The sequence below is a fragment of the Pseudomonas sp. CFBP13508 genome (assembly GCF_005233515.1).
Lineage (GTDB): Bacteria > Pseudomonadota > Gammaproteobacteria > Pseudomonadales > Pseudomonadaceae > Aquipseudomonas > Aquipseudomonas mercuritolerans.
This window is the reverse complement of record NZ_QFZZ01000007.1, coordinates 120,168-144,429: the sequence shown is the minus strand read 5'-3', so window position 1 is coordinate 144,429 and position 24,262 is coordinate 120,168. Positions and strand designations below refer to the sequence as shown.

At 60.5% G+C, this 24,262-nt stretch carries 24 protein-coding genes; 14 read left to right on the top strand and 10 right to left on the bottom strand.

Annotated elements, in window-relative coordinates; all coding sequences use genetic code 11:
- Positions 1 to 9 precede the first annotated feature (9 nt).
- From PspCFBP13508_RS19995 to hisC, 7 genes are all read left to right on the top strand, one after another.
- Positions 10 to 663: an ABC transporter substrate-binding protein gene (locus PspCFBP13508_RS19995; protein WP_110603726.1), complete on the top strand. Its 654-nt coding sequence runs from the start codon at positions 10 to 12 to the stop codon at positions 661 to 663.
- Positions 660 to 965: an STAS domain-containing protein gene (locus tag PspCFBP13508_RS19990; protein ID WP_130909585.1), complete on the top strand. Its 306-nt coding sequence runs from the start codon at positions 660 to 662 to the stop codon at positions 963 to 965. Before PspCFBP13508_RS19995 ends, PspCFBP13508_RS19990 begins: the two co-directional genes overlap by 4 nt.
- 115 nt (positions 966 to 1,080) lie before the next feature.
- On the top strand, positions 1,081 to 1,320 hold the full coding sequence (locus PspCFBP13508_RS19985) for a BolA family protein (protein WP_137215495.1): 240 nt from the start codon (positions 1,081 to 1,083) through the stop codon (positions 1,318 to 1,320).
- 22 nt (positions 1,321 to 1,342) lie between these two features.
- Positions 1,343 to 2,608 carry a UDP-N-acetylglucosamine 1-carboxyvinyltransferase gene (murA, locus tag PspCFBP13508_RS19980; RefSeq protein ID WP_016771669.1) on the top strand — a complete coding sequence of 422 codons (1,266 nt, stop codon included), beginning with the start codon at positions 1,343 to 1,345 and terminating at the stop codon, positions 2,606 to 2,608.
- 128 nt (positions 2,609 to 2,736) lie between these two features.
- Positions 2,737 to 3,372, top strand: coding sequence for an ATP phosphoribosyltransferase (gene hisG / locus PspCFBP13508_RS19975; protein ID WP_016771668.1), 636 nt, complete (start codon positions 2,737 to 2,739; stop codon positions 3,370 to 3,372).
- A 126-nt stretch (positions 3,373 to 3,498) separates the two neighbouring features.
- Positions 3,499 to 4,836: a histidinol dehydrogenase gene (hisD, locus tag PspCFBP13508_RS19970; RefSeq protein WP_137215494.1), complete on the top strand. Its 1,338-nt coding sequence runs from the start codon at positions 3,499 to 3,501 to the stop codon at positions 4,834 to 4,836.
- A 3-nt stretch (positions 4,837 to 4,839) separates the two neighbouring features.
- Positions 4,840 to 5,892 (top strand): histidinol-phosphate transaminase, encoded by a 1,053-nt coding sequence (hisC, locus tag PspCFBP13508_RS19965; RefSeq protein ID WP_137215493.1) that lies wholly within the window; start codon positions 4,840 to 4,842, stop codon positions 5,890 to 5,892.
- 213 nt (positions 5,893 to 6,105) lie between these two features.
- On the opposite strand, the gene PspCFBP13508_RS19960 is transcribed toward hisC, so the two are convergent.
- The 3 genes from PspCFBP13508_RS19960 to algW all read right to left on the bottom strand — a co-directional run bounded on the left by PspCFBP13508_RS19960 (position 6,106) and on the right by algW (position 10,189).
- Positions 6,106 to 6,825, bottom strand: a complete 720-nt coding sequence (locus PspCFBP13508_RS19960; RefSeq protein WP_137215492.1) for a DUF4198 domain-containing protein — start codon at positions 6,823 to 6,825, stop codon at positions 6,106 to 6,108.
- Between the two features lie 12 nt (positions 6,826 to 6,837).
- Positions 6,838 to 8,943, bottom strand: a complete 2,106-nt coding sequence (locus PspCFBP13508_RS19955) for a TonB-dependent siderophore receptor (RefSeq protein ID WP_137215491.1) — start codon at positions 8,941 to 8,943, stop codon at positions 6,838 to 6,840.
- A gap of 88 nt (positions 8,944 to 9,031) precedes the next feature.
- The gene (gene algW / locus PspCFBP13508_RS19950) at positions 9,032 to 10,189 is read right to left on the bottom strand and encodes a Do family serine endopeptidase AlgW (RefSeq protein WP_016770590.1); all 1,158 of its coding nucleotides are present in this window, start codon (positions 10,187 to 10,189) and stop codon (positions 9,032 to 9,034) included.
- A 104-nt stretch (positions 10,190 to 10,293) separates the two neighbouring features.
- Here algW and PspCFBP13508_RS19945 point away from each other — a divergent pair, with 104 nt between their 5' ends.
- The 3 genes from PspCFBP13508_RS19945 (at position 10,294) to cysN (ending at position 14,128) form a co-directional block, all read left to right on the top strand.
- Positions 10,294 to 11,052: a Nif3-like dinuclear metal center hexameric protein gene (locus PspCFBP13508_RS19945; protein ID WP_130912456.1), complete on the top strand. Its 759-nt coding sequence runs from the start codon at positions 10,294 to 10,296 to the stop codon at positions 11,050 to 11,052.
- 250 nt (positions 11,053 to 11,302) lie between these two features.
- On the top strand, positions 11,303 to 12,220 hold the full coding sequence (gene cysD / locus PspCFBP13508_RS19940; RefSeq protein ID WP_016771664.1) for a sulfate adenylyltransferase subunit CysD: 918 nt from the start codon (positions 11,303 to 11,305) through the stop codon (positions 12,218 to 12,220).
- A gap of 9 nt (positions 12,221 to 12,229) precedes the next feature.
- On the top strand, positions 12,230 to 14,128 hold the full coding sequence (gene cysN / locus PspCFBP13508_RS19935; protein WP_137215490.1) for a sulfate adenylyltransferase subunit CysN: 1,899 nt from the start codon (positions 12,230 to 12,232) through the stop codon (positions 14,126 to 14,128).
- 173 nt (positions 14,129 to 14,301) lie between these two features.
- Here cysN and PspCFBP13508_RS19930 read toward each other — a convergent pair whose 3' ends face one another.
- Genes PspCFBP13508_RS19930 through PspCFBP13508_RS19920 form a run of 3 tightly spaced genes read right to left on the bottom strand, consistent with a single transcriptional unit; the run spans position 14,302 to position 17,685 of the window.
- Positions 14,302 to 15,207, bottom strand: coding sequence for an acyltransferase (locus PspCFBP13508_RS19930; RefSeq protein WP_137215489.1), 906 nt, complete (start codon positions 15,205 to 15,207; stop codon positions 14,302 to 14,304).
- Positions 15,208 to 17,307 carry a phosphate acetyltransferase gene (gene pta, locus PspCFBP13508_RS19925; RefSeq protein ID WP_130912449.1) on the bottom strand — a complete coding sequence of 700 codons (2,100 nt, stop codon included), beginning with the start codon at positions 17,305 to 17,307 and terminating at the stop codon, positions 15,208 to 15,210.
- A 51-nt stretch (positions 17,308 to 17,358) separates the two neighbouring features.
- Positions 17,359 to 17,685 carry a DUF3565 domain-containing protein gene (locus tag PspCFBP13508_RS19920; RefSeq protein WP_137215488.1) on the bottom strand — a complete coding sequence of 109 codons (327 nt, stop codon included), beginning with the start codon at positions 17,683 to 17,685 and terminating at the stop codon, positions 17,359 to 17,361.
- Here PspCFBP13508_RS19920 and PspCFBP13508_RS19915 point away from each other — a divergent pair.
- From PspCFBP13508_RS19915 to PspCFBP13508_RS19905, 3 genes are all read left to right on the top strand, one after another.
- Positions 17,654 to 18,139, top strand: a complete 486-nt coding sequence (locus PspCFBP13508_RS19915) for a peptidylprolyl isomerase (protein ID WP_016771661.1) — start codon at positions 17,654 to 17,656, stop codon at positions 18,137 to 18,139. The two genes, PspCFBP13508_RS19920 and PspCFBP13508_RS19915, sit on opposite strands and share 32 nt — an antisense overlap.
- Positions 18,140 to 18,262: 123 nt before the next feature.
- Complete coding sequence (locus tag PspCFBP13508_RS19910) at positions 18,263 to 18,745, top strand: glutathione peroxidase (protein ID WP_130911284.1); 483 nt, start codon at positions 18,263 to 18,265, stop codon at positions 18,743 to 18,745.
- A gap of 194 nt (positions 18,746 to 18,939) precedes the next feature.
- On the top strand, positions 18,940 to 20,043 hold the full coding sequence (locus PspCFBP13508_RS19905; protein ID WP_137215487.1) for an NADH:flavin oxidoreductase: 1,104 nt from the start codon (positions 18,940 to 18,942) through the stop codon (positions 20,041 to 20,043).
- Positions 20,044 to 20,170: 127 nt separating this feature from the next.
- Here the strand turns inward: PspCFBP13508_RS19905 and PspCFBP13508_RS19900 are convergent, their stop codons facing one another.
- A complete protein-coding gene (locus PspCFBP13508_RS19900; RefSeq protein ID WP_137215486.1) occupies positions 20,171 to 21,370 on the bottom strand; it encodes a glycosyltransferase family 1 protein in 1,200 nt (399 codons plus the stop codon).
- A 40-nt stretch (positions 21,371 to 21,410) separates the two neighbouring features.
- Complete coding sequence (gene cysZ / locus PspCFBP13508_RS19895; RefSeq protein ID WP_137215485.1) at positions 21,411 to 22,163, bottom strand: sulfate transporter CysZ; 753 nt, start codon at positions 22,161 to 22,163, stop codon at positions 21,411 to 21,413.
- 312 nt (positions 22,164 to 22,475) lie between these two features.
- On the opposite strand from cysZ, the gene trxB reads away from it, so the two are divergent.
- Positions 22,476 to 23,438 (top strand): thioredoxin-disulfide reductase, encoded by a 963-nt coding sequence (gene trxB / locus PspCFBP13508_RS19885; RefSeq protein WP_016771656.1) that lies wholly within the window; start codon positions 22,476 to 22,478, stop codon positions 23,436 to 23,438.
- Between the two features lie 189 nt (positions 23,439 to 23,627).
- Here trxB and PspCFBP13508_RS19875 read toward each other — a convergent pair whose 3' ends face one another.
- Positions 23,628 to 23,966: a HopJ type III effector protein gene (locus PspCFBP13508_RS19875; RefSeq protein WP_137215483.1), complete on the bottom strand. Its 339-nt coding sequence runs from the start codon at positions 23,964 to 23,966 to the stop codon at positions 23,628 to 23,630.
- Entirely contained in the window at positions 23,963 to 24,256 is a 294-nt protein-coding gene (locus PspCFBP13508_RS19870; protein WP_076565887.1) for a DUF1244 domain-containing protein, read from the bottom strand. The genes PspCFBP13508_RS19875 and PspCFBP13508_RS19870 overlap by 4 nt, the downstream gene beginning before the upstream one ends.
- Positions 24,257 to 24,262: the final 6 nt, after the last annotated feature.

The window sequence follows — 24,262 nt, the reverse complement described above, 5'->3', positions numbered from 1 at the left end:
AGCTTTTGAATGATCTCTATCTTGCGACGTGGCCTGTTGGTGTTGCTCGCGGCCCTGCCGTTGATGGCTAACGCTGCACCGGGGCAATCGGCTCATGACCTGATTCAGGACACCACGAACCGGATGCTTGCCGACTTGCAGGCAAACAAAGAGAAGTACAAGCAGGATCCGCAGGATTTCTATGCGGCGCTGAACAACATTGTCGGTCCGGTGGTGGATGCCGAGGGCATCTCCAAAAGCATCATGACCGTGAAGTATTCGCGCAAGGCCACGCCTGAGCAGATGCAGCGCTTTCAGGAAAACTTCAAGCGCGGTCTGTTCCAGTTCTACGGCAACGCTCTGCTGGAATACAACAACCAGGGCATCACCGTTGACCCGGCCAAAGACGAATCGGGCGAGCGCACCAGCGTCAACATGACCGTCAAGGGCAGCAATGGCGCGATCTATCCGGTGCAGTACACGCTTGAGAAGATCAGCGGCGAGTGGAAGCTGCGCAACGTGATCATCAATGGCATCAACATCGGCAAGCTGTTCCGTGACCAGTTCGCCGACGCCATGCAGCGCAATGGCAACGATCTGGACAAGACCATCGATGGCTGGGCCGGTGAAGTGGCCAAGGCCAAGCAGGAAACCGACAAAGCCGCCGCGAAGCCAGCGCAATGAGTGAGGCGGCAGTTCGTATGAGTGATGTCGACGAGCTGGTGCTCAGCGGCGTGTTGGATTACCGCACCGGGCCTGAGCTGCGCAAGGAAGGGCAGGCGCTGATCAAGTCGAGCAAGGCGTCGGCGCTGGTCATCGATTGTTCGGCGGTGCAGAAGTCCAGCAGCGTCGGCCTGTCGTTGCTGCTGTGCTTCATGCGTGATGCACAGGCGGCCGGCAAGGCCGTCAGCATCCGCGCGATGCCCGAAGACATGCGCGAAATCGCTCAGGTCAGCGAGTTGACCGAGCTGTTGGCGCACCCCTGAACCCGCATCTATAAAGAAGCCCCCCGTCAGAGTCCTGCGTTGCGGGGTTCGCAGGCGCGGGGCTTTTTTGTATGATGTCCGACCCGTGCGCACAGGGCGCCGATTGAGGTTGAGCATGCAGGCCGTAGAAGTGAAGAGCTTCCTTGAAGGAAAGCTGCCAGGAACGCTGGTAGAAGTTGAAGGCGAAGGCTGCAACTTCCAGCTGAACGTGATCAGCGATGAACTGGCGGCGTTGAGCCCGGTGAAGCGTCAGCAGCAGGTCTATGCCCATTTGAACCCATGGATCGTCGATGGCAGCATCCATGCGGTCACTATGAAATTTTTCAGCAGCACGGCCTGGGCCGAGCGCACCTGAGCCCTAGGGCGTCGAGATACTAATGGATAAATTGATTATTACCGGTGGCGCTCGTCTCGATGGCGAGATCCGCATTTCCGGCGCGAAGAACTCCGCCCTGCCGATTCTGGCCGCGACGTTGCTGTGCGATGGCCCGGTTACCGTTGGCAACCTGCCGCACCTGCACGACATCACCACCATGATCGAGCTGTTCGGGCGCATGGGCATTGAGCCGGTGATCGACGAGAAGCTCAGCGTCGAAATCGACCCACGTACCATCAAGACCCTGATCGCGCCGTACGAACTGGTGAAAACCATGCGCGCGTCGATCCTTGTGCTCGGCCCGATGGTCGCGCGTTTCGGTGAAGCCGAAGTCGCACTGCCTGGCGGTTGCGCCATTGGTTCGCGTCCGGTCGACCTGCACATCCGCGGTCTGGAAGCCATGGGCGCGGTCATCGACGTCGAAGGCGGCTACATCAAGGCCAAGGCGCCTGAAGGCGGCCTGCGCGGCGCACACTTCTTCTTCGACACCGTCAGCGTGACCGGTACCGAGAACATCATGATGGCCGCTGCACTGGCCAAAGGCCGCAGCGTGTTGCAGAACGCCGCTCGCGAACCTGAAGTGGTCGACCTGGCGAACTTCCTCAATGCCATGGGCGCCAAGGTTTCCGGTGCTGGCACCGACACCATCACCATTGATGGCGTCGAGCGTCTGGGTTCGGCTTTCTACAAGGTCATGCCTGACCGTATCGAAACCGGCACCTACCTGGTCGCTGCTGCCGTGACCGGTGGCCGCGTCAAGGTCAAGGACACCGATCCGACCATCCTCGAAGCGGTACTGGAAAAGCTGCGTGAAGCCGGTGCGGAAATCACCTGCGGTGAAGACTGGATCGAGCTGAACATGCACGGCAAGCGCCCGAAAGCGGTCAACGTGCGCACCGCGCCGTACCCGGCGTTCCCGACCGACATGCAGGCCCAGTTCATCTCGCTCAACGCCATTGCCGAAGGCACCGGTGCGGTGATCGAGACGATCTTCGAAAACCGTTTCATGCACGTGTACGAACTGCACCGCATGGGCGCGCACATCCAGGTTGAAGGCAACACTGCCATCGTCACCGGTATCGAGAAGCTCAAGGGCGCGCCAGTCATGGCCACCGACCTGCGCGCGTCGGCCAGCCTGGTGATCTCGGCGCTGGTTGCCGAAGGCGACACGCTGATCGACCGCATCTACCACATCGACCGTGGTTACGAGTGCATCGAAGAAAAACTGCAAATGCTGGGTGCCAAGATCCGCCGCGTTCCGGGCTGATCGCTGCATCGGGACACAGGGACGTGTCCACTGAATTCGTTTCGAGTCGAGGGTGTACGCACCCTCGATGTGTGTCCGGCGCCGATTGCGACCGGGCATGAGTACCTTGATAAGGACTGACGTTTCCCATGTTGACCATCGCACTGTCCAAGGGCCGCATCCTTGACGACACCCTGCCGCTTCTCGCTGAAGCGGGCATCGTGCCGACCGAGAATCCGGACAAGAGCCGCAAGCTGATCATTCCCACGACCCAGGACGACGTGCGTCTGCTGATCGTGCGTGCCACCGACGTGCCGACCTATGTCGAGCATGGCGCGGCCGACCTCGGCGTCGCCGGTAAGGACGTGCTGATGGAATACAGCGGCCAGGGCCTGTACGAGCCGCTGGACCTGCAGATCGCCCAGTGCAAGCTGATGACCGCCGGCAAGATCGGCGCGGCCGAGCCCAAGGGCCGTCTGCGCGTGGCGACCAAGTTCGTCAACGTTGCCAAGCGTTATTACGCCGAGCAGGGCCGTCAGGTCGACATCATCAAGCTGTACGGCTCGATGGAACTGGCGCCGCTGATCGGGTTGGCCGACAAGATCATCGACGTGGTCGACACCGGCAACACCCTGCGCGCCAACGGTCTGGAGCCACAGGAACTGATCGCCACGATCAGCTCGCGTCTAGTGGTAAACAAGGCTTCGATGAAAATGCAGCACGCCCGAATCCAGGCGTTGATCGACACCCTGCGCAACGCAGTGGAATCGCGACACCGCGGCTGATCTACCAGCGCGGCCCGAGGCCGCGCCGTCTATCCGCCTCATAGCCAGAATTCTCAGGTGCCCAAGCGGATCGAATGCTAGTTTCGGGCGCCTGAGTTTTTTGCCAATTCCTATGAGGCTCTCGCTATGACCGCACCGACTGCAATTCGCCGACTCAACGCTGCTGACCCGGATTTCGCGCATCATCTGGATCATCTGCTGAGCTGGGAAAGTGTGTCTGACGACTCGGTCAATCAGCGCGTGCTGGACATCATCAAGGCTGTGCGCGAGCGCGGTGACGCGGCGCTGGTCGAGTTCACCCAGAAGTTCGACGGCCTCGAAGTCGCCTCGATGGCCGACCTGATCCTGCCGCGCGAGCGCCTTGAACTGGCCCTGACCCGCATCACTGTGCCGCAACGCGAGGCCTTGGAAAAAGCCGCCGCCCGCGTGCGCAGCTATCACGAAAAACAGAAGCAGGATTCCTGGAGCTACACCGAGGCTGACGGCACCGTGCTTGGTCAGAAAGTCACGCCACTGGATCGCGCAGGCCTTTACGTGCCGGGCGGCAAGGCCTCGTATCCGTCGTCGGTATTGATGAACGCGATTCCGGCGAAGGTGGCCGGCGTGACCGAAGTGGTCATGGTCGTGCCAACCCCGCGCGGTGAAATCAACGAGCTGGTGCTGGCCGCTGCCTGCATCGCCGGTGTCGACCGCGTGTTCACCATCGGCGGCGCGCAAGCGGTTGCCGCACTGGCTTATGGCACCGAAAGCGTGCCGCGTGTCGATAAGGTTGTCGGCCCGGGCAATATCTATGTGGCCACGGCCAAGCGCCACGTGTTCGGCCAAGTCGGCATCGACATGATCGCCGGCCCTTCGGAAATTCTTGTGGTCTGCGACGGCCAGACCGATCCGGACTGGATCGCCATGGACCTGTTCTCCCAGGCCGAGCACGACGAAGACGCGCAAGCGATTCTGGTCAGCCCCGACGCCGAGTTCCTCGACAAGGTGGCCGCGAGCATCGACAAACTGCTGCCGACCATGGACCGCGCGACCATCATCGAAACTTCGATCAATGGCCGAGGTGCGCTGATTCAGGTGAGCGACATGGCCCAGGCCATCGAAGTCGCCAACCGCATCGCCCCGGAACACCTGGAATTGTCGGTCGCCGATCCACAGGCCTGGCTGCCGCAGATCCGCCACGCCGGTGCGATCTTCATGGGCCGCCACACTTCCGAAGCGTTGGGCGACTACTGCGCCGGCCCGAACCACGTGTTGCCGACTTCCGGCACCGCGCGTTTCTCCTCGCCGCTGGGCGTCTACGACTTCCAGAAGCGCTCGTCGATCATCTTCTGCTCCGAGGCCGGCGCTTCCAAGCTGGGCAAAACAGCATCGGTACTGGCCCGTGGTGAATCGCTGAGCGCCCACGCACGCAGCGCCGAATACCGCATCAAAGACCAAGACTTTCTGAAAGGGCAGGGGAACTGAGCGATGAGTAAATTCTGGAGCCCGTTCGTCAAGGACCTGGTGCCCTACGTGCCGGGCGAACAGCCGAAGCTGACCAGACTGGTCAAGCTCAATACCAACGAAAATCCGTATGGCCCGTCGCCAAAAGCGCTGGCGGCGATGCAAGCCGAGCTCAACGACAACCTGCGCCTGTATCCGGACCCGAACAGTGATCTGCTGAAAAACGCCGTGGCCGAATACTACGGCGTGCAAACCAGTCAGGTGTTCCTCGGCAACGGTTCGGACGAAGTGCTCGCGCACATCTTCCACGGTCTGCTGCAACACGACCAGCCGCTGCTGTTTCCGGACATCAGCTATAGCTTCTATCCGGTCTACTGCGGTCTGTACGGCATTGAATTCGACGCTGTTCCGCTGGATGCGCAGTTCCAGATCAACCCGGCCGACTACGCCAAACCGAATGGCGGGATCATTTTCCCCAACCCGAACGCGCCGACCGGGTGCCTGCTGGCGCTGGACGCGGTCGAGCAAATCCTCAAGGCCAGTCCTGATTCGGTCGTAGTCGTAGATGAGGCGTACATCGACTTCGGCGGCGAGACGGCGATCAGTCTGGTGGACCGCTATCCGAATCTGCTGGTGACGCAGACGCTGTCCAAGTCACGCTCGCTGGCCGGCCTGCGTGTCGGTCTGGCGGTAGGGCATCCGGACTTGATCGAAGCGCTGGAGCGGATCAAGAACAGCTTCAACTCCTATCCACTGGATCGTCTGGCGATTGTCGGCGCGGCGGCGGCTTTTGCCGATCGCGAGTATTTCGACAAGACCTGTCGTCAGGTGATCGAGAGCCGCGAATGGGTGGTGGCGCAGTTGCAGGCTAAAGGCTTTGAAGTGCTGCCGTCGGCGGCCAACTTCATCTTCGCTCGCCACCCGCAGCATGATGCGGCGGGCCTGGCGGCCAAGCTGCGCGAGCAGGGCGTGATCGTGCGGCACTTCAAGCAGGAGCGGATTGCGCAGTTCCTGCGGATATCGGTGGGGACGCCTGAGCAGAATCAGGCGTTGATCAACGGCCTTGGCGACCTCTAAAAGCAAAAGCCCCTCACCCTAGCCCTCTCCCAGAGGGAGAGGGGACTGACCGAGGCGCACTTTAGAGTTGCACCGACGTGAGATACCGAGTCGAACTCCAGTGTTGAAAAGCAAACAGATCGGCTCCCTTTCCCCCTCGCCCCCTTGGGGGAGAGGGCTGGGGTGAGGGGGATGGTATTCAGATCGAACATGGATTTTGAAAACGACCCTTGCTCACTCGTGATGCGGCTCGCCAAGGAAGGTCAGTGAGGTAAACAAACCTCTACTTTCCACATCCACACTGTCCTTCACCGGCACCTCGACCTGCGCCGCAATCACATTCAACCCTTCATTACGCACCAGCACCTGCGCACGCCCATCCTTGTCGGTCTCGGTGCTCAGGGTGTTTGGCGCGCTGCGATAGTCGCCATACAACTTCACCCCCGCCGCCGGTTTGCCATCGAGCAGCACCCGCACCGGTAACGATTTACCCGGCCCGACCGTCAACGGATCGACCTCCGGCAGGATCAGCAGTTTGATCTGCTCCAGTTTCGGCAACTTCGCCCCCGGCTGATAGATCGCCAGGCTGTACTTGAACGTCTGCGTGGCCTCGGTGGCGCCGGGTACTTTGCTGCGTCCTTCGTTGATCCACTTCTTGTCCGCCGTCTGCGACCACATGCCATTGTTCAGCGCCACGGCCATCAGCGCCGGCGGCTTCAATGGTTTCAAACGGGCATGATCGGCCAGGCGCTCGACGCTGACCGGGATCATTTTGCCGCTTGCGTCATAAGCCCAGGCACCGCTGATTTTCTGCGCCTTGAAGGCGTTGTCTTCGGCGCCGTGGCCGTAGACCACTTCGATGTTGCCGCGTCGCTCCTCTGTCCACAGGCCGTGCGCCGACACCTGACCGGTGAACAGCGCAGCGATGAGCAGAAGGGATTTGCCGTAGTGCATGGTGACGTCCTTTTACAGGTTGAGTGTCAGGCTGACAGTGAAATTGCGTGGCTCGCCGGGGTTGACCCAGTAGTTGCTGTAGGAGCGCTCGTAGTATTTCTCGTCGAAGATGTTGTTCAGATTCAGGCCGAGCGTGACGTTGTCGCTTGCCTTGTAATGGGCGAGCAAGTCGACGGTCTGGTAGGCCGGCAATTCGAAGTCGCTGCCGGATTCGCCCGAACGATCACCGACGTAGGTGAACGCTGCACCGACGTCTGAACCGCGCAGATGGCCATCCTGAAATTCATAAACACCCAGCAGACTGCCGCTGCGTTTAGCCACGCCGAGGATGCGGCTGCCGGTAGGAATGGTCGCGTCGCCCTTGGTCACCTCGGCGTCGATGTAGGCGAAGGCGCCGATCACCCGCACTGCGTCGGTCACCTGACCGCTCACTTGCCAATCGAAACCCTGACTGCGCGCCTTGCCCATGGCGCGGCTGGTGTCGGTGCCCGGATCGAGGGCGAGAACGTTTTCCTTGTCAATGTGGAAGAAGGAGAGGGTGCTGCTCACCCGCTCATCGAACAGCTCGTTCTTGATCCCCACTTCGTAACCGACGCCTTCTTCCGGGTCGAAGGATTTGCCCGATGCATCCAGGCCGTTGTTCGGTTTGAACGAGGTCGAGGCGTTGGCGAACAGGCCGGTGTTCGGCGTGAGCTGATAGAGCAGGCCGGCGCGTTGAGTCAGCGCGTCGTGGCGTTGCTGGCTTTTGGCGTTGCGGCTGTGATCGTCGATGCGCTGATCGAAATGCTCGAAGCGCGCGCCGACCATGCCGCGCAGCTTGTCGGTGAAGATGATCTGGTCCTGCAGATTCAGCGCATGACTTTCGACGTGTTCGAAGAAGTCGGTGCCCGAGCGTGCGCCGTTGGGTTTCGGCTGGCCGTAAACCGGTTTATAGATGTCGATGGCGTAGGGGCCGCCAGCAATGGTGGTGACGCGTTCGTCCTTGCGGTAATTCTCGTACTCGGTGCCGATCAGCAATTCATGCTGCCACGGCCCGAGGTCGAACAGACCGCGCAGTTCCAGTTGGGTGATGCTGTCGTGCCAACTCGTATCGCGTTCGCGCAAGCGGCGGTTGACCGTGTGGCCGTCGGCGTTCAGCGCGCGTTGTTCCGTGGCGTCGCCCCAGAGCTTGCCTTCCTTGTAGTGGCTGGCCAGACGCAGTTTCCAGCTGTCGTTCAGATGGTGTTCAAGAGTGGCCTGGAGCAGGTTGTTGTGGTTGTCGATGTTGCCGTCGTTGGGCTCGCCCAAGAACGTCGAGCGCGATACGCCGCTCCACTTGTTGTTCGGCGCCACCACGCCACGATCGAACGTCGAGTTGTGACGGACGATTTCGCTTTCCACCAGCAGCGAGGTGTCCGGGTTCAACTGCCAACTGATCGAAGGCGCGACGAATACCCGCTGGCTGTCGACGTGGTCGCGAAAGCTTTTGTTGTCTTCCACGGCGAGGTTGATGCGCGAGAGCACATTGCCCTGATCATCAAGGGGCGTGTTGACGTCCAGCGCGGTGCGGTAGCGGTCCCAACTGCCGGCGCTGGTCTGCAGAGTGGTGAACGCTTCAGGCTGCGGTTTCTTGGTGACGATGTTCACCGTGCCGCCGGGATCACCCCGGCCGTACAGGCTGGCGGCCGGGCCTTTGAGCACTTCGATGCGTTCTATATTGGCCGCATCTGGCGTGCTCGGGTAACCGCGATTGGCGCTGAAACCATCCTTGTAGAACTCCGAGGTGGTGAAGCCGCGCACGTTGTATTCGTACAGGGTCAGGCCGCCGAAGTTGTTTTGCTTCGACACGCCGCCGGCAAAATCCAGCGCGCGTTCAACGCTGGTGCTGCCCAGATCCGAGAGCACACTGGCCGGCACGACGCTGATGGCTTGTGGGATATCGCGAATCGCCGTGTCGGTTTTGGTCGCACTGGCCGAGCGAGTCGCGCGATATCCGCTGACCGGGCCGGTGGGTGATTCGTAGTCGGAAGTGACGCTGATGGCTTCCAGCTCAACGGGCTGCGGCTCATCGGCGAAGGCGGGATCGCAGAGCAAACCCAGAGTCAGGCCCAACAGCGAGGCCTTTTTGCGAGACGACATGTTATGTTGTTCCAATTGCTAGAATTGAAACAATATAACATGCCCGTTGAGAATGTCTGTTATTCGCGCCGCTGGCGCGAAAACATTTTTACTCTTCTTTTTCTTTCACCGGTGCCGGTGGGGGACGCAGGCCGATTTCAGCGGTCAACTTCAGCTCCTTGCCGTTGCGCATGACCTGAATCGTCACCTTGTCGGTCGGTTTGATCCGCGCCACCTGGTTCATCGAGCGGCGACCATCGCCGGCGGGCTCGCCATCGATGCTCAGAATCACATCGCCCAGTTGCAGGCCGGCTTTCTGCGCCGGGCCGTCACGGAAGATCCCCGCGACGACAATCCCCGGACGCCCGGACAAGCCAAACGACTCCGCCAGTTCCTGCGTCAGCGGTTGCACTTCGATGCCCAGCCAGCCGCGAATCACCTGACCGTGCTCGATGATCGACTTCATTACTTCCATCGCCAGTTTCACCGGAATGGCAAAACCGATGCCTTGCGAGCCGCCGGACTTGGAAAAGATCGCCGTGTTGATACCGGTGAGGTTGCCGTTGGCGTCGACCAGCGCACCGCCGGAGTTGCCCGGGTTGATCGCCGCATCGGTCTGGATGAAGTCTTCGTAGTTGTTCAGGCCCAACTGATTACGGCCGGTGGCGCTGATGATGCCCATGGTCACGGTCTGGCCGACGCCGAACGGGTTGCCGATGGCCAGCGCGACGTCGCCGATGCGAATGCTGTCGGAGCGGCCGACGGTGATTGCCGGGAGGTTTTTCAGATCGATTTTCAGAACAGCGAGGTCGGTTTCCGGATCGCTGCCGATCACCCGTGCCAGCGTCTCGCGACCATCCTTGAGCGCCACGACGATCTGGTCGGCGCCGCTGGTGACGTGGTTGTTGGTGAGGATGTAGCCTTCCGGGCTCATGATCACCCCGGAACCGAGGCTCGATTCCATGCGCTTCTGTTTCGGCGAATTGTCACCGAAGAAGCGGCGGAACTGCGGATCCTCGAACAAGGGATGCGCCGGTTTGTTGATGACCTTGGTGGTGTACAGGTTGACCACCGACGGCGCGGCGATGCCCACCGCATCCGCATAGGACACCGGTCCCTGTTGCACGATCGTGGTCTGAGGGGCCTGTTGCAGATTGACGTCGAGGCTCGGCAGCCCGACCCACTCGGGGTAACGCTGAATAATCAACAGAGCGATAAGCACACCGGCCAACAGCGGCCAGCCAAAAAAACGCAGCGCCTTGAGCATTAAGCACGTTCCTGGAAAGGTTGCAGGCGAGGTCAGACCGCCCATAATGTCGCGCATTATACGAGGCCGCGCGTGCCTCTGAACGGGATATTTAGGAGTCTTTCATGGCCGTTGCCCTCAGCACCCTCGTCGAAGAAGCCGACCGTTACCTGGGCAGTGCGAAAATTGCCGATTATTGCCCCAACGGATTACAGGTCGAAGGCCGCCCGCAGGTGATGCGCATCGTCAGTGGCGTCACCGCCAGCCAGGCGTTGCTCGATGCCGCCGTCGAAGCCGAGGCCGACCTGATCCTGGTCCACCACGGTTATTTCTGGAAAGGCGAAAACCCTTGCGTCACCGGCATGAAACAGCGCCGCTTGAAAACCCTGCTCAAGCACGACATCAGTCTGCTCGCCTATCACCTGCCGCTGGATCTGCACCCGGACGTCGGCAACAACGTGCAACTGGCGCGTCAGCTCGACATCACTGTCGAAGGTTCGCTCGACCCGAGCAATCCGAAAGTCGTCGGGCTGGTCGGCTCGCTGAATGAGCCAATGACTGCGCGGGATTTCGCGCGCAAGGTGCAGGAAGTCATGGGGCGCGAGCCGCTGCTGATCGAAGGCAGCGGCATGATCCGCCGCGTCGGCTGGTGCACCGGCGGCGGCCAGGGCTATATCGATCAGGGCGTGGCGGCGGGGGTCGACCTGTTCATCAGTGGCGAGGCCTCCGAGCAGACTTTCCACAGCGCCCGGGAAAACGACATCAGCTTCATCGCCGCTGGCCACCACGCTACTGAACGCTACGGCGTGCAGGCGCTGGGTGAGTATCTGGCGAAGCGCTTTGCCCTTGAGCACATCTTCATCGATTGCCCGAATCCGATCTGAGCTCGCCGCAAACTCCTGTGGGAGCGAGCCTGCTCGCGAACGCCTCAGACCTTCAATACAAAGGTGCCTGACAATCCGCTTTCGCGAGCAGGCTCGCTCCCACATTCGGCCCTGACGGGCCGAACTGGTGGGCATATTCATATACCCTTTCGATCTAGTTGGCGTCCTGATTAGAAGAGGTCGCTGTGCTAGGATTCCTCGCTCGAACACGGCCCGCTGGCCGTTCATAAGAAAGCTTTCGTGAGTAGCCATGGTCGACAAACTGACGCATCTGAAACAGCTGGAGGCGGAAAGCATCCACATCATCCGCGAGGTGGCCGCCGAGTTCGATAACCCGGTGATGCTGTACTCCATCGGTAAAGACTCCGCCGTGATGCTGCACCTGGCACGCAAGGCGTTCTTCCCGGGCAAACTGCCGTTTCCGGTGATGCACGTCGACACCCGCTGGAAATTCCAGGAAATGTACAAGTTCCGCGACAAGATGGTCGAAGACTTGGGCCTGGACCTGATCACCCACATCAACCCCGATGGCGTGGCGCAGAACATCAACCCGTTCACCCACGGCAGTGCCAAACACACCGACATCATGAAAACCGAAGGCCTGAAACAGGCACTCGACAAGCATGGTTTCGACGCAGCGTTCGGCGGCGCCCGTCGCGATGAAGAGAAATCCCGCGCCAAAGAGCGCGTGTACTCGTTCCGCGACAGCAAGCACCGCTGGGACCCGAAAAACCAGCGTCCGGAGCTGTGGAACGTCTACAACGGCAAGGTCAACAAGGGCGAATCCATTCGTGTGTTCCCGTTGTCGAACTGGACCGAACTGGACATCTGGCAGTACATCTACCTCGAAGGCATCCCGATTGTGCCGCTGTACTTCGCCGCCGAACGCGAAGTGATCGAGAAGAACGGCACGCTGATCATGATCGACGACGAGCGCATCCTCGAGCACCTGTCCGATGAAGACAAAGCGCGCATCGTGAAAAAGAAAGTGCGGTTCCGCACCCTTGGCTGCTACCCGTTGACGGGCGCGGTGGAGTCCGAGGCCGAAAGCCTGACGGACATCATTCAGGAAATGCTCCTGACGCGAACTTCCGAGCGCCAGGGCCGGGTCATCGACCACGATGGCGCAGGCTCGATGGAAGACAAAAAACGTCAAGGCTATTTCTAAGGGGCTGTCATGTCGCATGTTTCTGATTTGATCAGCGAGGACATCCTCGCCTACCTGGGCCAGCACGAACGTAAAGAGCTGCTGCGCTTTTTGACCTGCGGTAACGTCGATGACGGCAAGAGCACCCTGATCGGGCGCCTGCTGCACGACTCGAAGATGATCTACGAAGATCACCTTGAAGCAATCACCCGCGATTCAAAGAAAGTCGGCACCACCGGTGACGACATCGACTTGGCATTGCTGGTCGACGGTCTGCAGGCCGAGCGTGAGCAGGGCATCACCATTGATGTCGCTTACCGCTATTTCTCCACTGCCAAGCGCAAATTCATCATCGCCGACACCCCCGGCCATGAGCAGTACACCCGCAACATGGCCACCGGTGCGTCCACCTGTGACCTGGCGATCATTCTGGTCGACGCCCGTTACGGCGTGCAGACCCAGACCCGTCGCCACAGCTTCATCGCCTCCCTGCTGGGTATCAAACACATCGTCGTCGCCATCAACAAGATGGACTTGAAGGACTTTGACGAAGGCGTGTTCGAGTCGATCAAGGCCGACTACCTGAAGTTCGCCGAAGGCTTGAAGATGAAGCCGACCAGCATGCACTTCGTGCCGATGTCTGCCCTTAAAGGCGACAACGTGGTGAACAAGTCCGAGCGCTCGCCGTGGTACAAAGGCCAGTCGCTGATGGAAATCCTCGAGACTGTGGAAGTGGCGGGCGACCGCAACTTCACCGATCTGCGTTTCCCGGTGCAGTACGTCAACCGTCCGAACCTGAACTTCCGTGGTTTCGCCGGCACCCTGGCCAGCGGCATCGTGCACAAGGGCGACGAAGTCGTGGTGCTGCCGTCGGGCAAGAGCAGCCGGGTGAAGTCCATCGTCACTTTTGAAGGTGAACTGGAACACGCAGGCCCAGGTCAGGCGGTAACGCTGACCATGGAAGACGAAATCGACATCTCCCGTGGCGACCTGTTGGTGCATGCCGACAACGTGCCGCCGGTCACCGACAGCTTTGAAGCGATGCTGGTGTGGATGGCTGAAGAGCCGATGCTGCCGGGCAAGAAATATGACATCAAACGCGCCACCAGTTACGTGCCGGGCTCGATCGCCAGCATCGTCAACAAGGTCGACGTCAACACTCTGGAAGAAGGCCCGGCGAGCGCGTTGCAGCTCAACGAAATCGGCAAGGTGAAGATCGCGCTCGACGCGCCGATCGCCCTCGACGGTTACGAAAGCAACCGCACCACCGGCGCGTTCATCGTTATCGATCGCCTGACCAATGGCACCGTTGGCGCTGGCATGATCGTCGCTCAGCCTGTAGCGCACGGCACTGCCACCCACCACGGCAAACTGGCGCACGTGGCGACTGAAGAGCGTGCCCAGCGCTTCGGCCAGCAACCGGCCACCGTGCTGTTCAGCGGCCTGTCGGGCGCGGGCAAAAGCACCCTGGCATACGCGGTCGAGCGCAAGCTGTTCGACATGGGCCGCGCGGTGTTTGTACTGGATGGCCAGAACCTGCGTCATGACTTGAACAAAGGTCTGCCACAGGATCGCGCCGGGCGTACCGAGAACTGGCGTCGAGCCGCCCACGTGGCGCGTCAGTTCAACGAAGCGGGGCTGCTGACCCTGGCCGCGTTCGTTGCGCCGAGTGCCGAAGGTCGCGAGCAGGCCAAGGAACTGATCGGCAAGGATCGCTTGCTGACGGTCTATGTGCAGGCCTCGCCGACCGTGTGCGCCGAGCGTGATCCGCAAGGTCTCTACGCCGCTGGCGGCGACAACATTCCCGGCGAATCCTTCCCGTACGACGTGCCGCTCAATGCCGACCTGGTGATCGACACGCAGTCGCTGAGCCTGGAAGAAAGCGTCAAGCAAGTGCTGGAGCTGTTGCGTCAGCGTGGCGCGATTTAAGCGTTAGCGACAAATAAAAAGCCCGCCGATGAGCAATCATCGGCGGGCTTTTTTATTCGGGCATACGGCGATCAAAACTGTGGGAGCGAGCCTGCTCGCGAAAGCGTTATCTCATTCAACATCTTTGCAAGCTGATCCACCGCTTTCGCGAGCAGGCTCGCTCCCACAGGGGGTTAGTGTTTGGTTGGATATTCGCGGTGCATCTGCTCCAGCAACGCATCTTTGTCCAGCCACAGCTGATTGATCCAGCCCTGGAACTGCAATCGATACTCGCCGTCCTGGTCGTAGTTCTTGCCGATGAAGGCCGGCGGGATTTTGATTTCTTCAAAATGCACCACCACATCGCGCACATTGCCGCAGAGCAAGTCCCAGAACCCCGGACGTCCGGCCGGGTAGTGGATGGTCACGTTGACGATCGACTCCAGCTGTTCGCCCATCGCATCGAGCACAAAGGCGATCCCGCCGGCCTTGGGCTTGAGCAGGTACTTGAACGGTGACTGCTGCTGCGCATGCTTGCCTTCGGTGAAGCGTGTGCCTTCGACGAAGTTGAAAATTCCCACCGGGTTATGCCGGAATTTCGCACAGGTCTTGCGCGTGGTTTCCAGGTCCTTGCCTTTCTTCTCCGGGTGTTTTTCCAGGTACGCCTTGGAGTAGCGCTTCATGAACGGAAAGCCCAGCGCCCACCAGGCCAGGCCAATCACCGGCACCCAGATCAGCTCCTGCTTGAGGAAAAACTTCAGCGGTTGAATCTTGCGGTTGAGCACGTATTGCAGCACCAGAATATCCACCCAGCTCTGGTGGTTGCTGGTGATCAGGTACGAGTGCTGATAGTCGAGGCCTTGCAGGCCGCTGACGTGCCAGCGGGTGCGCCGTACCAGATTCATCCAGCCTTTGTTGTTGCTGATCCACGCCTCATGGGTGTGGCTCATCAGCCAACCAGCGATGCGCTGGGTAAAGGCAAACGGCAGGGCCTTGACCAGCGCCACGCAGAACAGGAACGAGCACAGCAGAATCGTATTGAGCGCCAACAGCAGCGAGGCGATCACGCCGCGCAACGGTGCAGGGAGAAAGTCCAGCATTTACACATCCATAGGTCGGTTGGCGGCTTGAATCGCAGTGAGCGCGATGGTGTAGACGATGTCATCGACTTGCGCACCGCGCGGCAGGTCGTTCACCGGTTTGCGCAGGCCTTGCAGCATCGGCCCGAGGCTGACGCAATCAGCGCTGCGCTGCACGGCTTTGTGCGTAGTGTTGCCGGTGTTCAGATCGGGGAACACAAACACCGTGGCGCGCCCGGCGACCTGACTGTTCGGCGCCAGTTGCCGCGCCACGTCGGCGTTGGCGGCAGCGTCGTATTGCAACGGGCCGTCGATCAACAGCGAATTTTGTTGCTCATGGGCGAGCAGAGTTGCCTCGCGGACTTTCTCGACTTCTTCACCGCGCGCCGATTCCCCGCTGGAATAGCTGATCATCGCCACCCGTGGAGTGATACCGAATGCGGCCGCCGAGTCGGCGCTTTGCAGGGCGATCTCTGCCAGTTCTGCGGCGCTCGGGTGCGGGTTCATCACGCAGTCGCCGTAGACCAGCACTTCTTCCGGGAAGAGCATGAAGAACACCGACGACACCAGCGTGCAGCCCGGTGCGGTCTTGATCAGTTGCAGGGCCGGGCGGATGGTGTTGGCGGTGGTGTTGATCACGCCTGAGACCAGGCCGTCGACCTCGTCCAGCGCAAGCATCATGGTGCCGATCACCACAGTGTCTTCCAGTTGTTGCTCGGCCATCGGTGCGTTGAGGCTTTTGCTCTTGCGCAGGGCGACCATCGGCTCGACGTAACGCTCGCGGATCTGGTCCGGGTCAAGGATTTCCAGACCCGGCGGCAGCACGATGCCTTGGGCACGGGCGACCGCTTCTACGTCTTCGGGTTTGGCCAGCAATACGCAGCGGGCGATCCCGCGTTCCTGACAGATCGCCGCCGCTTGCACGGTGAACGGCTCGCTGCCTTCGGGCAACACGATGCGCTTGTTCGCCGCTTGCGCGCGCTGGATCAATTGGTAGCGGAACACCGCCGGCGACAGGCGCATCTCCCGAGGCGTGCCGCAGCGCTGGTGCAGCCAGTTGGCGTCGAGGTGGCTGGCGACGAAATCGGTGATGATCTCCGCGCGCTCGCGGTCATCGATCGGAATTTCCTTGTTCAGGCCATTGAGCAGATTGGCGGTGTCGTACGAGCCGGTGCTTACCGACAACACCGGCAGACCGGCCTGCAACGCGCCCCGGCACAGGTCCATGATGCGCGGGTCGGGCAGGGTGTCGCTGGTCAGCAGCAGGCCGGCCAGCGGCACACCGTTGATCGCCGCAAGGCTGACAGCGAGGATGATGTCGTCGCGATCGCCCGGCGTTACCACCAGCACGCCGGGCTTGAGCAGCTCGACAGTGTTGCGCATGGTTCGTGCGCAAATGATGATTTTGCTCATGCGCCGGGTTTCGTAGTCGCCCGCGTTGAGTACTTGCGCGCCCATCAGGTCGGCGACGTCGCGGGTGCGCGGCGCGTTGAGTTCCGGCTGAAACGGGATGCAGCCAAGCAAGCGGAAATCACCGCTGCGCAGCAACGGCGAATGTTCCTTCAGACGCGTGGCGAAGGCGTCCATGCTTTCGTCGGTCTTGACCTTGTTGAGGATCACGCCGAGGACTTTCGGATCTTTCGGGCCGCCGAACATTTGTGCCTGCAACTCGACGCGGCCGGACAGCTCGGCGAGCACTTCGTTTTCCGGCGCAGAGACCAGAATGACCTCGGCATCGATGCTCTTGGCCAAGTGCAGGTTGACCCGCGCCGCGTAACTGGCGCTGCGGGTCGGCACCATGCCTTCGACCACCAGCACGTCTTTGCCGACGGCCGCTTGCTGATACAGGGCGATGATTTCTTCGAGCAGTTCGTCGAGCTGACCGTCGCCGAGCATGCGTTCAACGTGCGCCAGGCCTAACGGCTGCGGCGGTTTCAGGCCGTGGGTGCGCGCCACCAGTTCGGTGGATCGTTCAGGGCCGGTGTCGCCCGGGTGCGGCTGGGCGATCGGTTTGAAGAAGCCGACTTTGAGGCCGGCGCGTTCAAGCGTGCGCACCAGCCCGAGGCTGATGGAGGTCAGACCCACGCCAAAATCGGTGGGGGCGATAAAAAAAGTTTGCATGGGAATTCTCTATGCAAGGGTGTCAGCCTATGTCTGGCCGACTACCGAAATTCAGTCGCCAAGGTTATCGCTAACCGAGCCTTGTGCACACCAACCGCAGGCAAAGGGTTGACCTGTTTTTTCAATACGTTGCGCCGGATCCAGGACCCACGCGCGGGTTTGCCACGGCGGCTGGTGGCGCAGGTGCTGGGTGTGGCCACAGGAAAGCTCGACCACCCAATGGCCGTCTTCGTCCTGATGGAAGCCGGTGATGGTCGAAACCCGTTTGTCCGGCTTGTGGTCGCTTTCACGCGATTGCTTCGCTAAACTTGGCCTTTCTATATTCTTATGCAAAAGGTCTCGCCCCATGCTGATCGCCGCCAATAAGGCTGTCTCCATCGACTATACCCTGACCAACGACGCTGGTGAGGTCATCGACAGCTCCGCCGGCGGCGCTCCGCTGGTTTACCTGCAAGGCGCAGGCAACATCATCCCGGGCCTGGAAAAAGCCCTTGAAGGCAAAGCTGTCGGTGACGAGCTGAAAGTGGCCGTTGAGCCGGAAGACGCTTACGGTGAATACGCCGCTGAACTGGTCAGCACCCTGAGCCGCAGCATGTTCGAAGGCGTTGACGAGCTGGAAGTCGGCATGCAGTTCCACGCTTCGGCGCCGGACGGCCAGATGCAGATCGTCACCATCCGCGATCTGGACGGCGACGACGTCACCGTTGATGGCAACCACCCTCTGGCCGGTCAGCGCCTGAACTTCGAAGTGAAGATCGTTGATATCCGTGACGCCAGCCAGGAAGAAATCGCTCATGGTCACGTCCATGGCGAAGGTGGCCATCACCACTGATTTTCTGCGCTAAGCTTCGAGTACTGGAGAGGCGCCTGTGGGCGCCTTTTTAGTCCGCGGCTGTCCTTGGTGGCCTCGCCAAGTGGCTGTTTCGAGTAGAACACGAGAATCCTGGAGTTCGGCATGAGTGCTTTTCACGACCTTAAGTTGACAGCCCTGGATGGTCAGGAGCTACCGCTGGCGCCGTTCAAGGGCCAAGTCGTGCTGGTGGTCAACGTGGCCTCCAAATGCGGCTTGACCCCTCAGTACGCGGCACTGGAAAACCTCTACCAGCAATACAAAGATAAAGGCTTTGCTGTGCTGGGCCTGCCGTGCAACCAGTTTGCCGGTCAGGAGCCAGGCTCGGAGAAAGAAATCCAGGAGTTCTGCAGCCTCAACTATGGCGTGACCTTTCCGTTGTCGAGCAAGCTCGAAGTCAACGGCCACGAGCGGCATCAGTTGTATCGCCTGCTGGCGGGCGAGGGCGCCGAGTTTCCCGGTGACATCACCTGGAACTTCGAAAAGTTTCTGCTCGGCAAGGACGGCCGCGTGCTGGCGCGGTTCTCGCCGCGCACGGCGCCGGATGATCCGACCATCGTGCATGCGATTGAAAAAGCGCTGAGCTGACAAGCAGCATCAAAAGATCGCAGCCTTCGGCAGCTCCTACAGGTGGTTTGTGTTTCCTCTGTAGGAGCTGCCGAAGGCTGCGATCTTTGCTTTTCAATCTTTTAATCATTAATCACCCAAATCAATAATGCTATTCAAAGGCTCCGGCTCTCCATATTATCGCCGTCATAAATCGATCGCTATGGAGCCTCTCGATGCCTGTTCAAGCCCTGTTCAAACCGTTCCATCTCGGTGCCCTCGAACTGCCGACCCGCGTGGTCATGGCGCCAATGACCCGCTCGTTCTCGCCGGGCGGCGTGCCGAATTCCAAAGTCATTGAGTACTATCGCCGTCGCGCGGCCGCTGGGGTTGGCTTGATCATCACCGAAGGCACCACGGTCGGCCACATCGCGTCCAATGGCTATCCAAACGTGCCGCAGTTTTTCGGTGACGCGCCGCTGGCCGGCTGGAAAAAAGTTGTCGACGCCGTGCACGCCGAGGGCGGCAAGATCGTCCCGCAACTGTGGCATGTCGGCAGCGTACGTCGCCTTGGCACCGAGCCGGACGCCAGCGTGCCGGGCTACGGTCCGTCGGAAAAACTCAAGGATGGTCAGGTCGTGGTTCACGGCATGACCAAGCAGGACATCCAGGACGTGATCGCTGCATTTGCCCAGGCTGCCAAAGATGCGCAAAGCATCGGCATGGACGGTGTGGAAATCCATGGCGCCCACGGCTATCTGATCGACCAGTTCTTCTGGGAAGGCAGCAACCAGCGCACCGACGAATACGGTGGCAGCCTGGCCAATCGTTCGCGTTTTGCCATCGAATTGATTCAAGCAGTGCGCGCGGCTGTCGGTGAGGGCTTCCCGATCATCTTCCGTTTTTCGCAATGGAAACAGCAGGATTACACTGCGCGTCTGGTGCAAACCCCCGAAGCGCTGGGCGAGTTTCTTAAGCCGCTGTCCGCCGCCGGTGTGGACATTTTCCACTGCTCGACCCGACGCTTCTGGGAGCCGGAGTTCGACGGTTCGGATCTGAACCTTGCTGGCTGGACCCGCAAGCTGACCGGCAAACCGACCATCACCGTGGGCAGCGTCGGCCTGGATGGCGAGTTCCTGCAGTTCATGGTCAACACCGACAAGGTCGCGCAACCGGCCAGCCTGGAAAACCTGCTGGAGCGTCTGAACAAAGAAGAGTTTGACCTGGTAGCAGTGGGCCGCGCGCTGCTGGTCGATCCGGACTGGGCGCAGAAAGTCCGTGAAGGGCGGGAGCAGGACATTCTTCCGTTTAGTCGTGAGGCGTTGATGACCTTGGTCTAAGCGGCGCCAGTTCGAACCATTCGCGAGCAGGCTCGCTCCCACCTTCGACCGCATTCCATCTGAAAGAATGCAGTACCCATGTGGGAGCGAGCCTGCTCGCGAAAGCTGTTTCTATGTCGCCGAAAATCTAAGGTTGTGTCTGCGCCCCAGGCACCACCAGCTCACCCACACAAGCCCCACGCAAATACCCCTCGAACTGCTCGATAATTGCCGCCCAGCCCTGGCGACTGCCATGCTGCCGCGCATTCAGCCTTACACAGCGCAACCGCTCATCCTCCTCCAGCAACCACGCCGCCGCTTCGCAGAACGCCTGCTCATCACCGGGCATGGCTGACACGCCGTTGTAGCCGTGGCGAATATGCTGCGCCGCCGCTGCTTGGTCATAAGCCACCACGCCAAGCCCCGAGGCGAGGGCTTCCAGCACCACATTGCCGAAGGTTTCGGTCAGGCTGGGAAATACGAACAGATCCCCTGAGGCGTAGTGCGCCGCCAGTGCTTCTCCCCGCTGCGCGCCGCAGAAGATCGCCTCCGGCAGTTCTTTTTCCAGCGCCGAACGCTGCGGTCCATCTCCGACCACGATCAGCTTCAGATGGCGCTGTGGATAAGTTTCGCGCAGACCTTCAAAGCAGCGTTTGAGCAGGCCCAGATTTTTCTCGGGGGCGAGCCTTCCTACGTGGATGACCGCGATATCTTTATCAGAGAGTCCCCATTGCTCACGCAACGCGCTCTGACGTTTGCTCGGATGGAACAACTGGCTGTCCACACCCCGCGACAACAACGCCAGCCGTTCGAAATGCCGCCGCTCCAGCTCCAGGCGCTGACTGGCGCTCGGCACCAGAGTCATTGCCGAACGATTGTGAAACCAGCGCAAATAATGCGTGAGCATTCGCGTCAGCAGGCCGAGGCCGTACTGGCTGGTGTATTGCTGGAAGTTGGTGTGGAAGCCGCTCACTGCCGCAATCCCCAACCTCCGTGCCGCGCGCAGTGCCGACAACCCGAGCGGGCCTTCCGTGGCGATGTACAGCACATCCGGGCGCTGGCGTTTCCAACGGCGCAGCAGTTTATGCATCGACGACTGGCCCCATTGCAGCCCCGGATAGCCCGGTAGTGGCCATCCGCGACACAGCAACAGTGCATCGTCTTCGCTGCGTTGCGGATCGATGGCCTGGCGCGGGCGCACGAGCTCCACCTGATGCCCACGTGCGCGCAAACCCTCGCACAAGCGGCCAAGGGTATTGGCCACGCCGTTGATTTCCGGTGGGAAGGTTTCGCTGATGAGAGTGATATGTAGAGCTGTCGTCATGACCTCAGTGTCGGCTGAGGCCATGTCGAGCTTGTTACGGTCGGATGATGGATTTGTGACGCGGTCAGTGTTGGATCACCAGATTTTCGGCGCCACGCTCACGCACCCAAAACAACGTCGCCCCGGCTACCGCCGCCGGCATTATCAGGATGTTGACCACCGGAATCAGCAACACCAGATAGACGATCCCGCCAAAACTCATGCTCTGCCAGCGCTTCTGCCGCAGCCAGGCAAGCATCTCGTTCCAGCCCAGTTTGTGGTTGTCCGCCGGGTAGTCGATGTACTGGATGGCCATCATCCACACGCCGAACAGCAGCCATAACGGCGCGGCGACGATATTCACCACCGGGATGAACGACAGGATGAACAGGCCGATGGCGCGCGGCAGGAAGTAGCCGAGCTTGCGCATTTCCCGGGAAAGGGTGCGCGGGATCATCGCGATCAGTTCGCCCCAACTGAACGCCGGGAAATCATCGGTGCCGCGCACCACCACTTCGACTTTTTCCGCAAGGAAGCCGTTGAACGGTGCGGCAATGATGTTGGCGAGCATGGTGAAGGTGAAAAACACCATCAAGGCCACGAGGACCACGAACAACGGCCACAGAATATAGCTGAGGAAACTCAGCCATTCAGGCAACGACGGCATCAGCGTATCGACCCAAAGGCTGAACTGGTGGCCGGCCAGATAGATCAATCCGACGAACAGCACCAGGTTGATCGCCAAGGGCAGCAACACGAACAGGCGCAAGCCTGGGCTCAAGACCAGTTTGAGGCCTTCGCGCAAGTATTGCGGGCCGGACAGAACGGGGGCGGGCATAAGGTGCTCCGAAGCAAGGGAAAACGCGCCGACGTTACCGGCTTTGCCCTAGCGGCGAAAGCGCGGCAGAGCAATCGACATTCACTGTAACAAAGAGGTCTATCTCGTCAGCGTCTCGGCATAGAGACCACCTATGAGCTGGATTGTTAAACCGTATTTCCTTAATCTTGCCCCCCTCGATACGCTGCACCCAACTTTTTACAGGACTGTCGAGTTCAAGCCTTCCCCAAGGTGTCCACGGTCCTTTTTTATTCCGCCGGCCGTCCGGCGTCCGCGCCAGATTTTTCATGGCCGGCCAACAGGAGCAGATTCATGTCTGAAGTCCGTCATTCGCGAGTGATCATTCTCGGTTCCGGCCCCGCCGGCTACAGCGCTGCGGTCTACGCGGCCCGCGCCAACCTCAAGCCATTGCTGATCACCGGCATGCAGGCCGGCGGTCAACTGACCACCACTACCGAAGTCGACAACTGGCCGGGTGATGTCCACGGTCTGACCGGCCCGGTGCTGATGGAGCGCATGCGCGAGCACGCCGAGCGTTTCGAGACCGAGATCGTCTTCGATCACATCAACGCCGTGGACTTCGCTGCCAAGCCGTACACTCTGACCGGCGACAGCGCGGTTTACACCTGTGATGCTCTGATCATCGCCACCGGTGCCAGTGCCCGTTACCTGGGCCTGCCGTCGGAAGAAGCGTTCATGGGCAAAGGCGTGTCGGCCTGCGCGACCTGCGACGGTTTCTTCTACCGCAACAAGCCGGTCGCCGTGGTTGGCGGTGGCAACACCGCTGTCGAAGAAGCGCTGTACCTGGCCAACATCGCCAGCACCGTGACCCTGATCCACCGTCGCGAAACCTTCCGCGCCGAGAAGATCCTGATCGACAAGCTCAACGCCCGTGTGGCTGAAGGCAAGATCATCCTGAAGTTGAACGCCAACCTGGACGAAGTCCTCGGCGACAACATGGGCGTCACCGGCGCGCGTCTGCGCAACAACGATGGCAGCTTCGACGAGATCAAAGTCGACGGCGTGTTCATCGCCATCGGCCACACCCCGAACACTTCTCTGTTCGAAGGTCAGCTGACTCTGAAGGACGGTTATCTGGTCGTGCAGGGCGGCCGTGAAGGCAATGCGACGGCCACCAGTGTCGAAGGCATCTTCGCTGCCGGTGACGTGGCTGACCACGTTTACCGTCAGGCCATCACCTCGGCCGGCGCCGGTTGCATGGCGGCACTCGACACCGAACGCTACCTGGACGGCCTGCAGAACGCCACGTTCTAAGACCGCGGGCATAAAAAACCGGCCAGAGATTGGCCGGTTTTTTTGTGCCCGAGATTCGCAGCCGCCACGCATCCAGTGTGGGAGCGAGCCTGCTCGCGAAAGCGGTGTATCAGTCGACATCATCGAAGAATGTCAGTCCGTCTTCGCGAGCAGGCTCGCTCCCACAGGGGATAGGTGTGGCTATTGGGATCAGCGGCGGCTCAGCGGTTGCGCGGTGAATTTCACCCCGGCCAGGCCGTGCTTGATCAACGCGCGAATATTGCCGTGATCGCTGCCCTCAGGCGTCGCCAGTACCGAACGGTAATGCTCGCCGAACGCCAGCAGCGCTTCTTCATTACTCAGACCCTCAAGCAATGCCAGGCCCAGTGTCTTGCAGGAGCCTTCGTTCTGGCCGGCAGCGTTTTCCACGCCGCCGTTGTTGAACGTTTGAGGCTGGTAGTCGTAACCGGCGGCGATGAACGCCAGGGTGTCGGCGAAAGCATGCTCGCCACTCTTGAGGCTGGCGCGCAGGGTGTTCAGATCAGTCATTGGGGTTTTCCTTTGGCAAACGCCGCTTGCTGTTCGGCGCTGGCTTCTTGCTGGTATTGAGCTTTCCACTCGGCGTAGGGCATGCCGTACACCACTTCGCGGGCGTCATCGAGGCTGACCTCGATCTGGCGTTGATCGGCTTCGGCCTTGTACCACTTCGACAGGCAGTTGCGGCAGAACCCGGCGAGGTTCATCAGGTCGATGTTCTGCACGTCCTTGCGGCTGTCGAGGTGGGCGACCAGTCGGCGAAAGGCGGCGGCTTCGAGTTCAAGGCGTTGTTGATCAGTCATGGGGGG

Excerpts from the sequence above, each read along its gene's own strand:
- PspCFBP13508_RS19995 (WP_110603726.1), top strand. The coding sequence starts at position 10 with ATGATCTCTATCTTGCGACGTGGCCTGTTGGTGTTGCTCGCGGCCCTG.
- PspCFBP13508_RS19990 (WP_130909585.1), top strand. The coding sequence starts at position 660 with ATGAGTGAGGCGGCAGTTCGTATGAGTGATGTCGACGAGCTGGTGCTC.
- PspCFBP13508_RS19985 (WP_137215495.1), top strand. The coding sequence starts at position 1,081 with ATGCAGGCCGTAGAAGTGAAGAGCTTCCTTGAAGGAAAGCTGCCAGGA.
- murA (WP_016771669.1), top strand. The coding sequence starts at position 1,343 with ATGGATAAATTGATTATTACCGGTGGCGCTCGTCTCGATGGCGAGATC.
- hisG (WP_016771668.1), top strand. The coding sequence starts at position 2,737 with ATGTTGACCATCGCACTGTCCAAGGGCCGCATCCTTGACGACACCCTG.
- hisD (WP_137215494.1), top strand. The coding sequence starts at position 3,499 with ATGACCGCACCGACTGCAATTCGCCGACTCAACGCTGCTGACCCGGAT.
- hisC (WP_137215493.1), top strand. The coding sequence starts at position 4,840 with ATGAGTAAATTCTGGAGCCCGTTCGTCAAGGACCTGGTGCCCTACGTG.
- PspCFBP13508_RS19960 (WP_137215492.1), bottom strand. The coding sequence starts at position 6,825 with ATGCACTACGGCAAATCCCTTCTGCTCATCGCTGCGCTGTTCACCGGT.
- PspCFBP13508_RS19955 (WP_137215491.1), bottom strand. The coding sequence starts at position 8,943 with ATGTCGTCTCGCAAAAAGGCCTCGCTGTTGGGCCTGACTCTGGGTTTG.
- algW (WP_016770590.1), bottom strand. The coding sequence starts at position 10,189 with ATGCTCAAGGCGCTGCGTTTTTTTGGCTGGCCGCTGTTGGCCGGTGTG.
- PspCFBP13508_RS19945 (WP_130912456.1), top strand. The coding sequence starts at position 10,294 with ATGGCCGTTGCCCTCAGCACCCTCGTCGAAGAAGCCGACCGTTACCTG.
- cysD (WP_016771664.1), top strand. The coding sequence starts at position 11,303 with ATGGTCGACAAACTGACGCATCTGAAACAGCTGGAGGCGGAAAGCATC.
- cysN (WP_137215490.1), top strand. The coding sequence starts at position 12,230 with ATGTCGCATGTTTCTGATTTGATCAGCGAGGACATCCTCGCCTACCTG.
- PspCFBP13508_RS19930 (WP_137215489.1), bottom strand. The coding sequence starts at position 15,207 with ATGCTGGACTTTCTCCCTGCACCGTTGCGCGGCGTGATCGCCTCGCTG.
- pta (WP_130912449.1), bottom strand. The coding sequence starts at position 17,307 with ATGCAAACTTTTTTTATCGCCCCCACCGATTTTGGCGTGGGTCTGACC.
- PspCFBP13508_RS19915 (WP_016771661.1), top strand. The coding sequence starts at position 17,654 with ATGCTGATCGCCGCCAATAAGGCTGTCTCCATCGACTATACCCTGACC.
- PspCFBP13508_RS19920 (WP_137215488.1), bottom strand. The coding sequence starts at position 17,685 with ATGGAGACAGCCTTATTGGCGGCGATCAGCATGGGGCGAGACCTTTTG.
- PspCFBP13508_RS19910 (WP_130911284.1), top strand. The coding sequence starts at position 18,263 with ATGAGTGCTTTTCACGACCTTAAGTTGACAGCCCTGGATGGTCAGGAG.
- PspCFBP13508_RS19905 (WP_137215487.1), top strand. The coding sequence starts at position 18,940 with ATGCCTGTTCAAGCCCTGTTCAAACCGTTCCATCTCGGTGCCCTCGAA.
- PspCFBP13508_RS19900 (WP_137215486.1), bottom strand. The coding sequence starts at position 21,370 with ATGGCCTCAGCCGACACTGAGGTCATGACGACAGCTCTACATATCACT.
- cysZ (WP_137215485.1), bottom strand. The coding sequence starts at position 22,163 with ATGCCCGCCCCCGTTCTGTCCGGCCCGCAATACTTGCGCGAAGGCCTC.
- trxB (WP_016771656.1), top strand. The coding sequence starts at position 22,476 with ATGTCTGAAGTCCGTCATTCGCGAGTGATCATTCTCGGTTCCGGCCCC.
- PspCFBP13508_RS19875 (WP_137215483.1), bottom strand. The coding sequence starts at position 23,966 with ATGACTGATCTGAACACCCTGCGCGCCAGCCTCAAGAGTGGCGAGCAT.
- PspCFBP13508_RS19870 (WP_076565887.1), bottom strand. The coding sequence starts at position 24,256 with ATGACTGATCAACAACGCCTTGAACTCGAAGCCGCCGCCTTTCGCCGA.